The sequence below is a fragment of the Kosakonia oryzae genome, from assembly GCF_001658025.2.
Classification (GTDB): Bacteria; Pseudomonadota; Gammaproteobacteria; order Enterobacterales; family Enterobacteriaceae; genus Kosakonia; species Kosakonia oryzae.
In genome coordinates this window covers 4,328,812-4,340,681 of the sequence record NZ_CP014007.2, presented here as the reverse complement: position 1 = coordinate 4,340,681, position 11,870 = coordinate 4,328,812, and the positions used below count along the sequence as shown (strand labels likewise).

Sequence of the window (11,870 nt, the reverse complement as noted above, 5' to 3'; positions counted from 1 at the left end):
GGAGAGGATCCCATTTTTTACCAGGAAGACTCATGACTCAAATCGATCGTCTGCTCGGGATTATGCAACGCCTGCGCGACCCGGAAACCGGCTGCCCGTGGGACAAAGAACAAACCTACGCCACCATTGCGCCCTATACGCTGGAAGAGACGTACGAAGTGCTGGACGCCATCAACCGGGAAGATTTTGACGATCTGCGCGGTGAATTGGGCGATCTACTGTTCCAGGTGGTGTTTTACGCGCGGATGGCGCAGGAAGAGGGACGCTTTGATTTTAACGATGTCTGCGCGGCGATTAGCGACAAACTGGAACGCCGTCACCCGCATATTTTTGGCGACGCCCATGCCGGAAATAGCACGGAAGTGCTGGCGCGCTGGGAGCAAATCAAAACCGAAGAACGTGCTGAGAAAGCGCAACACTCGGCGCTGGACGACATTCCCCACAGTCTGCCTGCGCTGATGCGCGCGCATAAAATCCAGAAACGCTGCTCCGGCGTTGGTTTTGACTGGACGTCGCTTGGCCCGGTGCTCGATAAAGTCTATGAAGAGATCGACGAAGTGATGGACGAAGCAAAGCAGGCCGTTGTGGATGAGGCAAGACTGGAAGAAGAGGTTGGCGATTTACTGTTTGCTACGGTAAATCTGTCGCGCCATCTGGGGGTAAAAGCGGAAGTCGCGCTGCAAAAAGCGAACCTGAAATTTGAGCGTCGTTTCCGCGAAGTGGAGCGAATTGTCCGCGAGCGCGGGCTGGAAATGACCGGTGTGGATCTGGAAACAATGGAAAATGTCTGGCAACAGGTAAAACGCCAGGAACATGATCTTTAACGGAATTGTTCCAGTAAGCGCCATTTGTGTGATTTTTTAAATAACAAGCGCTTGATTTACGTCAAAAACATTTACCTGAAAGCGGCTATTTTCACACTCCTTATATCTGCCAGAACGCTTTGAGAAGCGCCTCTTCGACTTATTCGGGGCGCGGCAAGGCGGCAACTGAGAAAATACCTGGACGCATCGTTATGCAGTGCGTCCGGGACAGGCGAATGAAGCCAGGGCAGATGCGGTCTGAAGAACGAAGGAGAGGGATAATGAAAGTTTGTGGCCTCAGCCATGATCGGGTATACTGCTTTCCCGTCCTGGTTATTCCATCGTCTTTTAAACCTAACTTCTCAGGTTCAGCATGACAACGAACTATATTTTTGTGACCGGCGGGGTCGTATCCTCTCTGGGTAAAGGCATTGCCGCAGCCTCCCTGGCAGCCATTCTCGAAGCTCGTGGCCTTAACGTCACTATGATGAAACTGGATCCGTATATTAACGTCGATCCGGGGACTATGAGCCCAATCCAGCATGGCGAAGTGTTCGTTACCGAAGATGGCGCTGAAACCGATCTTGATTTGGGTCACTACGAGCGCTTCATTCGCACCAAAATGACGCGTCGCAACAACTTCACCACCGGTCGCATTTACTCCGAGGTTCTGCGTAAAGAGCGTCGTGGCGACTATCTGGGCGCGACCGTACAGGTTATTCCGCACATCACTAACGCTATCAAAGAGCGCATCATTGAAGGTGGCGAAGGCCACGATGTCGCGCTGGTTGAAATCGGCGGTACTGTGGGTGATATCGAATCCCTGCCGTTCCTTGAAGCTATTCGTCAGATGGCGGTAGAAGTGGGCCGTGAGCGCACGCTCTACATGCACTTGACGCTGGTGCCGTACATGGCCGCTTCGGGTGAAGTGAAAACCAAGCCGACACAGCACTCAGTGAAAGAGCTGCTTTCCATCGGTATTCAGCCGGATATCCTGATTTGTCGTTCCGATCGTGCCGTTCCTGCTAACGAACGTGCGAAAATTGCTTTGTTCTGTAACGTTCCAGAAAAAGCAGTGATTTCTCTGAAAGACGTCGATTCTATTTATAAAATCCCGGGCCTGTTGAAATCCCAGGGGCTGGACGATTATATTTGTAAACGATTCAGCTTGAACTGTCCGGAAGCAAACCTGGCCGAATGGGAACAGGTTATTTATGAAGAAGCGAATCCGTCAGGTGAAGTTACCATCGGTATGGTTGGCAAGTATATTGAACTGCCGGATGCCTACAAATCGGTGATCGAAGCGCTGAAACACGGTGGTCTGAAAAACCGTGTCACCGTCAATATCAAGCTGATTGATTCGCAGGATGTTGAAACGCGCGGTGTGGAAATTCTGAAAGATCTGGATGCAATCCTCATCCCTGGCGGCTTCGGTTACCGCGGTGTGGAAGGTAAGATCGCTACCGCACGCTATGCGCGTGAAAATAATATTCCTTACCTGGGAATTTGCCTGGGTATGCAGGTTGCGTTGATTGAATTCGCACGTAATGTGGTCGGAATGGAGAACGCCAACTCCACGGAATTTGTGCCAGACTGTAAATACCCGGTTGTGGCGTTAATTACCGAGTGGCGTGATGAAGATGGCAACGTTGAGCAACGTTCTGAGAAGAGCGATCTCGGCGGTACGATGCGCCTCGGCGCACAGCAGTGCCAGCTTGGCGATGACAGCCTGGTTCGTCAGCTTTACGGCGCGCCAACTATCGTTGAACGCCATCGCCACCGTTACGAAGTCAACAATATGCTGTTGAAACAAATTGAAGCTGCGGGTCTGCGTGTTGCGGGCCGTTCCGGGGATGATCAGTTGGTCGAGATCATCGAGGTGCCGAATCATCCGTGGTTCGTCGCCTGTCAGTTCCATCCGGAGTTTACTTCTACGCCGCGTGATGGACATCCGCTGTTTGCAGGCTTTGTAAAAGCCGCCAGCGAGCATCAAAAGCGTCAGGCGAAGTAAAAAGATACAAAGACAGCGCTGTAATGGCGCTCCAATAGCATTCGTTCTACAACAAGGCAGCCCGTGAATGAATCCCCGGGAGCTTAGTCAACTAAGTGACCGGGGTGAGATAGCGGGCTAACGCAGTTGTAGGGCGAAGGATGAAGGAGCGGGCGTTGTTTGTCTGGAGTTTTAGCTTAACTTGTACTGAGGAAAACCTAATGTCCAAAATCGTTAAAGTCATCGGTCGTGAAATCATCGACTCCCGTGGTAACCCGACTGTTGAAGCCGAAGTACACCTGGAAGGTGGTTTCGTCGGTCTGGCGGCTGCGCCGTCAGGTGCTTCTACTGGTTCCCGCGAAGCGCTGGAACTGCGCGATGGCGACAAATCCCGTTTCCTGGGTAAAGGCGTACTGAAAGCGGTTGGCGCGGTTAACGGCCCGATCGCTCAGGCGATCCTGGGTAAAGATGCAAAAGACCAGGCTGGCATCGATAAGATCATGATCGATCTGGACGGTACCGAAAACAAATCTAACTTCGGTGCAAACGCAATCCTGGCCGTGTCTCTGGCTGTTGCTAAAGCTGCTGCTGCCTCTAAAGGCCTGCCGCTGTACGCTCACATTGCTGAACTGAACGGCACCCCGGGCAAATACTCCATGCCGCTTCCGATGATGAACATCATCAACGGCGGTGAGCACGCTGACAACAACGTCGACATTCAGGAATTCATGATTCAGCCGATTGGCGCGAAAACCCTGAAAGAAGCTGTACGTATGGGTTCAGAAGTGTTCCATCACCTGGCTAAAGTGCTGAAATCCAAAGGTATGAACACAGCTGTTGGTGACGAAGGTGGCTATGCGCCGAACCTGGGTTCCAACGCAGAAGCACTGGCTGTTATCGCTGAAGCAGTAGATGCAGCGGGCTACAAACTGGGCCAGGACATCGGTCTGGCGATGGACTGCGCAGCGTCTGAATTCTACAAAGACGGTAAATACGTTCTGGCTGGCGAAGGCAACAAAGCGTTCACCTCTGAAGAGTTCACTCACTTCCTGGAAGATCTGACCAAACAGTATCCGATCCTTTCCATCGAAGATGGTCTGGACGAATCTGACTGGGCTGGCTTCGCATACCAGACCAAAGTACTGGGCGACAAAATCCAGCTGGTTGGTGACGATCTTTTCGTAACCAACACCAAAATCCTGAAAGAAGGTATCGAGAAAGGTATCGCTAACTCCATCCTGATCAAATTCAACCAGATCGGTTCTCTGACCGAAACTCTGGCTGCGATCAAAATGGCGAAAGACGCTGGCTACACCGCTGTCATCTCTCACCGTTCTGGCGAAACTGAAGACGCTACCATCGCTGACCTGGCTGTTGGTACCGCTGCTGGCCAGATCAAAACCGGTTCTATGAGCCGTTCTGACCGCGTTGCTAAATACAACCAGCTGATTCGTATCGAAGAAGCGCTGGGCGAACAAGCTCCGTTCAACGGTCGTAAAGAGATCAAAGGTCAGGCGTAATCGCCAGGCCTTAGTGAAATGAAAAATGCCAGTCATCTGACTGGCATTTTTTTTGGCTATTTGAAATCCACTTCCATCTGCTGCGGGATTGTTAGCCCGCGCGTCGTTTGTACGCAACGGGCAATATAGTCCGTAAAGCGAGGTGGCTTCGGCATGCCCATACTCAGCAGCTTATCGTTGCTGAAACGCACGTTGAGCATGGCGAACGCGCCGTACAAACGCATCGCTTTCAACATCAACCGCTCATTACAGGGGCCGAAAATGCCCTTCAACTCACGGCGCATTTTCACCAGCGTCTCGTAACTGACCTGCGCGTATTTATCACCCACCGGAGCTTTTTCCAGCGCTTGCGCCATCGCTTTATCAATATCAGCAAAACGCACGCTGTTCTCTTCACCGGCAGAGATGTGCACCACTTCGCCCTGGGCGACCTGGCCTTTCAGCAGCATCAGCAACGCATCGGCACAGTAATCGACCGGGATAACATCGACGCGATCTTCCAGTGAGCACATAAATTTCTGCAACATTAATCCCATACTGAAGACCCAGAAAATACTGGTTGATGGCAGACATCCGTGATGCGTGTGCCCGACGACAATAGAAGGGCGGGCAATCACCAGCGGCATCTGCGGGCACTCCTGGCGCATCAGTTGCTCAATGGTCGATTTGGAGCGCGTATAGGCCACCAGATGCTCGGCATTCTCGTGAAACTCTGCGCTTTCTGGCACCAGTGAATCCGGTTCCGGCGTACAGGACATCGCTGTGCCGACGTGAAGGAAGCGCTGCAAGCCCTCTACCTGCGACATTCTGCGGGCAAAGGCCAGCGTTCCTTCGACATTCACTTTCCAGACCAGCGGGTTATTGCCAAAAGAGGCAACAGCCGCGCAGTTCAGCACGTGAGTGACGCTTTCCAGCGCAGGATCGTTGATGAAACCTTCCGGTTCGCCCAAATCCCCAAGCAGGATTTGCGAAGTATCAAGTGTATTAAGTTCCGCATCCGTCAGACCAAACTTGCGCATGTTGCTTTTAACGCGCTCAAGTCCGGCTTCTTTATCTTCTGCCCTTACCAACAGCAGTAAATTTATGGCTTCACTGCCGTGGAGGATTTTTTCCAATACCGCTCCACCCAGAAATCCCGTCACGCCCGTTATTAATAATGTATTCATGAATGCTATCTCTCCAGCGTTGCTCGGGCGGATTGTAGGCACGGAAAGCTAAACGCCATATCAATAAAGTGGAGTGGGAAATGGAGGATTCTTAAGCTTGTTTTAAGGAAAGTACGAAAGGGGATTTGCGTTCGACAACGGCAGTGAGTAATTAATTCCAGCACGAAATGTCAAAAAAATAACTCATTGATTTAAAATGCTTTATATTTTTATTGACAGTATGAAATGGCGACGACAATTTGCGTCGAAGTGTAAGAAAAAACATAGATAGTTACATCATTTTTAGCGGCCGCAGGTGGAGAAAAAGCGCAATACCGCGAAAGGCTATGAAGGTTAAGCCAGGATCTGCAATAATTAGCGTTTATTTCTGATCAGAGTTGACTATGCAGTACCCGATTAACGAGATGTTCCAGACCCTGCAAGGTGAGGGTTATTTTACCGGCGTTCCTGCCATTTTTATTCGTTTACAGGGATGCCCGGTTGGTTGCGCCTGGTGCGACACCAAACACACCTGGGATAAGCTTGCGGATCGGGAAGTGTCGCTGTTCAGCATCCTTGCGAAAACCAAAGAAAGCGATAAGTGGGGCGCAGCCAGTAGTGAAGATCTGCTGGCGATTATTACGCGCCAGGGCTGGACGGCACGCCATGTGGTGATCACCGGCGGCGAACCCTGCATCCACGATTTAACGCCGCTTACCAGCCTGCTGGAGCTGAACGGTTTTAGCTGCCAGATCGAAACCAGCGGCACGCACGAAGTGCGCACTTCCCATTCTACCTGGGTGACAGTATCGCCGAAGGTGAATATGCGCGGTGGCTACGATGTGCTGTTGCAGGCGCTGGAGCGTGCGGATGAAATCAAGCATCCGGTCGGGCGCGTGCGCGATATCGAAGCGCTGGATGAACTGCTGGCGCAGTTAACGGATGACAAGCCGCGGGTCATTGCCTTGCAGCCTATCAGCCAGAAAGAGGATGCAACCCGCCTGTGTATTGAAACCTGTATCGCCCGCAACTGGCGGCTCTCGATGCAGACACATAAGTACCTGAACATTGCCTGATAAATCAGCCCGCCCTGGCGGGTTGTTTTTTCCGCGAAATATCTGATGAAATTTTTACTGTGATGTACGTCACATTTTAAGTTGTGCGCCGTCATTAATAATTCCCTGCGTTTTTAACAAAAAATAATTCAGGTATTATTGATGTCAATTGATTCACTCAATGAATTCTCTTTAGATTTTTTTTCGCTACACGGGAAAACAGCAATCGTTAGTGGTGGAAATACCGGGCTGGGGCAGGCTTTTTCAATGGCACTGGCTAAAGCGGGGGCTAATATTTTTATTCCCGGCCTGACCGACGACGGTGGTGAAACCAAAGCCATGCTCGAAAAGCAGGGGGTCAGCGCGGAGTTTATGCAGATCGATATTACCGCTAAAGGCGCGCCGCAAGCGGTGATAGCCGCCTGCTGTGAACGTTTTGGTACCGTCGATATCCTGGTAAATAACGCCGGAATTTGTCATTTAAACTCCGTGCTGGATTTTAATCGTCAGGACTGGGATCCGATGGTGGATGTCAATCTGACTGCTGCATTCGAATTAAGTTACCATGCAGCAAAAATAATGATTCCACGCCGTTCCGGGAAAATAATTAATATTTGCTCTGTTCTGTCATATATCGATGGGCAACGTTCGCCGGCTTATTCTGCGACAAAACATGCACTGGTTGGATTTACCAAATCCTATTGTGATGAACTGGCGCAATATAATATTCAGGTTAATGGTATTGCGCCGGGTTATTATTCAACGAATATTACGCGGATCGCCCGCAGTAAAGCCAAAACGCATCGCTGGGTGTTGGATCATATTCCGGCGAACCGCTGGGGGGATAAGCAGGATTTGATGGGGGCGATGATTTTTCTTGCGAGTCGCGCAGCAGATTATGTCAACGGCCATGTGCTGGTCGTGGATGGGGGGTTTCTGGTTCGCTAACGGCTATCGGTCAGTCATCTCCGCAAGGAAATGACCGACTCGCTTATTCGCCGCGATAGACGCAACCTGCGGTGCAGGTCTCTTTCACCATGACTGCGCTCAGCAGCGGCACAACCGGCTTCATCTGATCCCAAATCCACTTCGCCAGCACTTCGCTGGTGGGGTTTTCCAGGCCCGGGATCTCATTCAGATAGTAGTGATCCAGCCTGTCATACAACGGCTTAAACGCCGCTTTCAGTTCGGCGAAGTCCATGATCCAGCCGGTATAAGGATCCACCTCGCCGGTGATCTCCAGGCGCACCATAAAGGAGTGGCCATGCAGACGACCGCACTTATGCCCTTGCGGGACATGCGGTAAATGGTGAGCGGCTTCAAAGGTGAAATCTTTAAACAACGTGGTCGACATAATGCACTCTCAGACTGACAAAAAACCGCCGCATAGTAGCGGAAATGACCTTTTTTAGCATTAACTAAAATCGCTAAAAGTGTTTACTCGTGAAATACCACCAGCCTGTATTTATTTTGTTGTTGTAATTCAATAAGTTAATTAACCTGTTTTAGTGTTAATAACTATAGCTAAAACAGGTTAGTTCTTTTGGTTATTTATTATTTCCAACCTTTCTTTAATTGTTATTATCCCGCCGTTAACCTTAGTTTCACTTCGGTTTTTAAAATTATATCCCCTTATCGTTTTTGCGTTGTTGACCGTGAAAAAGACTGTCTGCAAAACGAAGGGGAATTTTCGCTACTGGAACATAACAACGCATGACAACTCAGGCTCCACCTTCCGCGTTGCTGCCGCTAAACCCGGAGCAACTGGCGCGCCTTCAGGCCGCAACCACTGATTTGACGCCCACCCAGTTAGCCTGGGTTTCTGGTTATTTCTGGGGCGTACTGAACCAACAGCCCGCGGCTGCAGCTACCGTCCCGGTATCGGCAGCAGAGATCCCGGCAATTACGCTGATTTCCGCGTCGCAAACCGGCAACGCTCGCCGTGTAGCGGAAGCGCTGCGCGACGATCTGCTGGCGGCGAAACTGAACGTCAGCCTGGTTAACGCCGGTGACTACAAGTTCAAACAGATCGCTAACGAAAAATTGCTGGTGATGGTGGCTTCCACCCAGGGTGAGGGCGAAGCGCCGGAAGAAGCCGTTGCGCTGCATAAATTCCTGTTCTCGAAAAAAGCGCCAAAACTGGATGGCACCGCCTTTGCGGTGTTCGGCCTTGGCGATACGTCGTATGAATTCTTCTGCCAGGCAGGGAAAGACTTCGACAGCAAACTCGCTGAATTGGGCGCGGAGCGCCTGCTGGATCGCGTTGACGCCGATGTCGAATACCAGGCTGCGGCTGCCGAATGGCGCGCGCGCATCGTCGAGGTGTTGAAAGCCCGCGTACCGAAAGATTCTCCGGCGCAGGCGGTGGCGAGCGCGACGGGCGCGGTGAACGAGGTTTTCTCCAGCCCCTATACTAAAGAAGCGCCGTTGACGGCGAGCTTGTCCGTGAACCAAAAAATCACCGGTCGTCATTCCGAAAAAGACGTTCGCCATATCGAAATCGATCTCGGGGATTCAGGGTTGCGCTACCAGCCGGGTGACGCGCTGGGCGTCTGGTATCAGAACGATCCGGCTCTGGTGAAAGAACTGGTGGAACTGCTGTGGTTGAAAGGCGATGAACCGGTCACCGTTGACGGTAAAACACAGCCGCTCGCTGAAGCGTTGCAGTGGCACTTCGAGCTGACGGTCAATACCGCCAACATCGTGGAGAATTACGCCACGCTGACGCGCAGCGAAACGCTGTTGCCGCTGGTGGGTGATAAAGCCCGGTTGCAGCACTATGCCGCGACAACGCCGATTGTTGATATGGTGCGTTTCTCCCCGGCGCAGCTTGATGCGCAAGCGCTGATTGGTCTGCTGCGTCCGTTGACGCCGCGCCTCTACTCCATTGCCTCTTCGCAGGCGGAAGTGGAAAACGAAGTGCATATCACCGTCGGCGTGGTGCGTTACGAAGTGGAAGGGCGTGCGCGTGCGGGCGGTGCTTCCAGTTTCCTCGCGGATCGCGTGGAAGAAGAGGGCGAAGTGCGGGTGTTCATTGAGCACAACGATAACTTCCGCCTGCCTGCCAACCCGGAAACGCCGGTGATTATGATTGGCCCGGGCACGGGCATTGCGCCGTTCCGCGCCTTTATTCAACAACGCGCGGCCGATGAAGCGCCGGGTAAAAACTGGCTGTTCTTTGGCAACCCACACTTCACCGAAGATTTCCTCTATCAGGTGGAGTGGCAGCGTTACGTTAAAGAGGGCGTGCTGAATCGCATTGATTTGGCCTGGTCCCGCGATCAAAAAGAAAAAGTCTACGTACAAGACAAACTGCGCGAACAGGGCGCAGAACTGTGGCGCTGGATCAATGACGGTGCGCACATTTATGTCTGCGGCGACGCCAATCGCATGGCGAAAGATGTCGAGCAGGCTTTACTGGACGTGATTGCCGAATTCGGTGGCATGGATACCGAAGCGGCGGATGAATTTTTAAGTGAGCTGCGCGTTGAGCGCCGTTATCAGCGAGATGTCTACTAATGAGTGAAAAACATCCCGGCCCACTGGTGGTCGAAGGTAAACTGGCCGACGCCGAGCGCCTGAAGCTCGAAAGCAACTATCTGCGCGGCACGATTGCAGAAGATCTGCACGACGGCCTGACCGGCGGTTTCAACGGCGACAACTTCCTGCTGATCCGTTTTCACGGCATGTATCAGCAAGATGACCGCGATATTCGCGCCGAACGCGCCGAGCAGAAACTGGAGCCGCGCCACGCGATGATGCTGCGCTGCCGTCTGCCGGGCGGCATCATTACACCGAAGCAGTGGCTGTCGATTGATAAATTTGCCGACGATAAGACGATCTACGGCAGCATTCGCCTGACCAACCGCCAGACGTTCCAGTTCCACGGCATTCTGAAAAAGAACGTCAAACCGGCACACCAGATGCTGCATGAAGTCGGGCTGGACGCGCTGGCGACCGCCAACGACGTTAACCGTAATGTACTCTGTACGTCGAACCCGGTTGAGTCGGAACTGCATGCAGAAGCTTACGAGTGGGCGAAAAAGCTCTCCGAGCATCTGCTGCCGCGTACCCGCGCTTATGCTGAGATCTGGCACGACGCCGAGAAAGTGGCGACTACGGACGAAGAGCCTATCTTAGGGAAAACTTACCTGCCGCGTAAGTTCAAAACCACGGTGGTCATTCCGCCGCAGAACGATGTGGATCTGCACGCCAACGACATGAACTTTGTGGCGGTCGCGGAAAACGGCAAGCTGGTCGGTTTTAACCTGCTGGTGGGCGGCGGGCTTTCCATTGAACACGGTAATAAGAAAACCTACGCCCGCACCGCCAGCGAGTTTGGTTATCTGCCGCTGGAGCATACGCTGGCGGTGGCGGAAGCGGTGGTCACCACCCAGCGCGACTGGGGTAACCGTACCGACCGTAAAAACGCCAAAACCAAATACACGCTGGAACGCGTTGGCATCGACACCTTCAAAGCGGAAGTGGAACGCCGCGCGGGGATCAAATTCGAACCGATTCGCCCGTACGAATTCACCGGTCGCGGCGATCGCATTGGCTGGGTGAAAGGTATCGATAATAAATGGCACCTGACGCTGTTTATTGAAAATGGCCGTATTCTGGATTATCCGGGCCGTCCGCTGAAAACCGGTCTGCTGGAAATTGCTAAGATCCATAAAGGCGACTTCCGTTTAACGGCGAACCAGAATCTGATTGTGGCCGGCGTGCCGGAAAGCCAGAAAGCGAAAATCGAAAAACTGGCGCGCAGTCACGGCTTAATGGATGCGGTGAAACCGCAGCGTGAAAATTCTATGGCCTGCGTGTCGTTCCCGACCTGCCCGCTGGCCATGGCCGAAGCCGAACGTTTCCTGCCTTCATTTGTGGATAAAGTGGAAGCGGTGATGGAGAAACATGGCGTCGGCGACGATCATATCGTGCTGCGCGTCACGGGTTGCCCGAACGGCTGCGGCCGCGCAATGCTGGCGGAAGTGGGGCTGGTCGGTAAAGCGCCGGGTCGCTACAACCTGCATATTGGCGGTAACCGCATCGGTACGCGTATTCCGCGTATGTTCCGGGAAAATATCACCGAAACGGAAATTCTGGCGACGCTTGATGAACTGATCGCTCGCTGGGCAAGCGAGCGTGAAGAGGGTGAAGGCTTCGGTGATTTCACCATTCGTGCCGGGATCGTCCGTCCGGTACTCGATCCGGCGCGCGATTTCTGGGAATAATGCAGTAATGCCGGATGGCGGCGTAAACGCGTTATCCGGCCTGGGATTGGCGTAATTTGTAGGCCTGATAAGCGAAATGCCATCAGGCAGTAAACCCGGTAATCTGTAGGCCTGATAAGCGCAGCG

General features: G+C 52.6%; 9 protein-coding genes and 1 pseudogene. 7 read left to right on the top strand and 3 right to left on the bottom strand.

The window, feature by feature from the left end; translation table 11 throughout:
* Window positions 1-32 precede the first annotated feature (32 nt).
* From mazG to eno, 3 genes are all read left to right on the top strand, one after another.
* Complete coding sequence (gene mazG / locus AWR26_RS20620) at window positions 33-824, top strand: nucleoside triphosphate pyrophosphohydrolase (protein ID WP_043954858.1); 792 nt, start codon at window positions 33-35, stop codon at window positions 822-824.
* Window positions 825-1,176: 352 nt separating this feature from the next.
* Window positions 1,177-2,814 carry a glutamine hydrolyzing CTP synthase gene (gene pyrG / locus AWR26_RS20615; RefSeq protein ID WP_035889482.1) on the top strand — a complete coding sequence of 546 codons (1,638 nt, stop codon included), beginning with the start codon at window positions 1,177-1,179 and terminating at the stop codon, window positions 2,812-2,814.
* A 200-nt stretch (window positions 2,815-3,014) separates the two neighbouring features.
* On the top strand, window positions 3,015-4,313 hold the full coding sequence (gene eno / locus AWR26_RS20610) for a phosphopyruvate hydratase (RefSeq protein WP_064568353.1): 1,299 nt from the start codon (window positions 3,015-3,017) through the stop codon (window positions 4,311-4,313).
* Between the two features lie 56 nt (window positions 4,314-4,369).
* On the opposite strand, the gene AWR26_RS20605 is transcribed toward eno, so the two are convergent.
* A complete protein-coding gene (locus AWR26_RS20605; RefSeq protein WP_064568352.1) occupies window positions 4,370-5,479 on the bottom strand; it encodes an SDR family oxidoreductase in 1,110 nt (369 codons plus the stop codon).
* A gap of 383 nt (window positions 5,480-5,862) precedes the next feature.
* Between AWR26_RS20605 and queE the strand changes: the two genes are divergently transcribed.
* Entirely contained in the window at window positions 5,863-6,534 is a 672-nt protein-coding gene (gene queE, locus AWR26_RS20600) for a 7-carboxy-7-deazaguanine synthase QueE (protein WP_064568351.1), read from the top strand.
* A gap of 141 nt (window positions 6,535-6,675) precedes the next feature.
* Window positions 6,676-7,461: an SDR family oxidoreductase gene (locus AWR26_RS20595; protein WP_064568350.1), complete on the top strand. Its 786-nt coding sequence runs from the start codon at window positions 6,676-6,678 to the stop codon at window positions 7,459-7,461.
* Window positions 7,462-7,504: 43 nt separating this feature from the next.
* On the opposite strand, the gene queD is transcribed toward AWR26_RS20595, so the two are convergent.
* On the bottom strand, window positions 7,505-7,867 hold the full coding sequence (gene queD, locus AWR26_RS20590) for a 6-carboxytetrahydropterin synthase QueD (protein ID WP_007373296.1): 363 nt from the start codon (window positions 7,865-7,867) through the stop codon (window positions 7,505-7,507).
* A 359-nt stretch (window positions 7,868-8,226) separates the two neighbouring features.
* Here queD and cysJ point away from each other — a divergent pair, with 359 nt between their 5' ends.
* Both cysJ and cysI read left to right on the top strand, forming a co-directional pair.
* The gene (cysJ, locus tag AWR26_RS20585) at window positions 8,227-10,032 is read left to right on the top strand and encodes an NADPH-dependent assimilatory sulfite reductase flavoprotein subunit (RefSeq protein ID WP_064568349.1); all 1,806 of its coding nucleotides are present in this window, start codon (window positions 8,227-8,229) and stop codon (window positions 10,030-10,032) included.
* Window positions 10,032-11,744, top strand: a complete 1,713-nt coding sequence (cysI, locus tag AWR26_RS20580; protein ID WP_064568348.1) for an assimilatory sulfite reductase (NADPH) hemoprotein subunit — start codon at window positions 10,032-10,034, stop codon at window positions 11,742-11,744. Before cysJ ends, cysI begins: the two co-directional genes overlap by 1 nt.
* On the opposite strand, the pseudogene AWR26_RS25910 reads toward cysI, so the two are convergent.
* A pseudogene (locus tag AWR26_RS25910) lies at window positions 11,742-11,843 on the bottom strand (hypothetical protein); the annotation flags it as partial. The gene cysI and the pseudogene AWR26_RS25910 sit on opposite strands and share 3 nt — an antisense overlap.
* Window positions 11,844-11,870 lie beyond the last annotated feature (27 nt).

Bases quoted from the DNA above. Each gene is read 5' to 3' on its own strand.
- mazG (WP_043954858.1), top strand. From the start codon at position 33: ATGACTCAAATCGATCGTCTGCTCGGGATTATGCAACGCCTGCGCGAC.
- pyrG (WP_035889482.1), top strand. From the start codon at position 1,177: ATGACAACGAACTATATTTTTGTGACCGGCGGGGTCGTATCCTCTCTG.
- eno (WP_064568353.1), top strand. From the start codon at position 3,015: ATGTCCAAAATCGTTAAAGTCATCGGTCGTGAAATCATCGACTCCCGT.
- AWR26_RS20605 (WP_064568352.1), bottom strand. From the start codon at position 5,479: ATGAATACATTATTAATAACGGGCGTGACGGGATTTCTGGGTGGAGCG.
- queE (WP_064568351.1), top strand. From the start codon at position 5,863: ATGCAGTACCCGATTAACGAGATGTTCCAGACCCTGCAAGGTGAGGGT.
- AWR26_RS20595 (WP_064568350.1), top strand. From the start codon at position 6,676: ATGTCAATTGATTCACTCAATGAATTCTCTTTAGATTTTTTTTCGCTA.
- queD (WP_007373296.1), bottom strand. From the start codon at position 7,867: ATGTCGACCACGTTGTTTAAAGATTTCACCTTTGAAGCCGCTCACCAT.
- cysJ (WP_064568349.1), top strand. From the start codon at position 8,227: ATGACAACTCAGGCTCCACCTTCCGCGTTGCTGCCGCTAAACCCGGAG.
- cysI (WP_064568348.1), top strand. From the start codon at position 10,032: ATGAGTGAAAAACATCCCGGCCCACTGGTGGTCGAAGGTAAACTGGCC.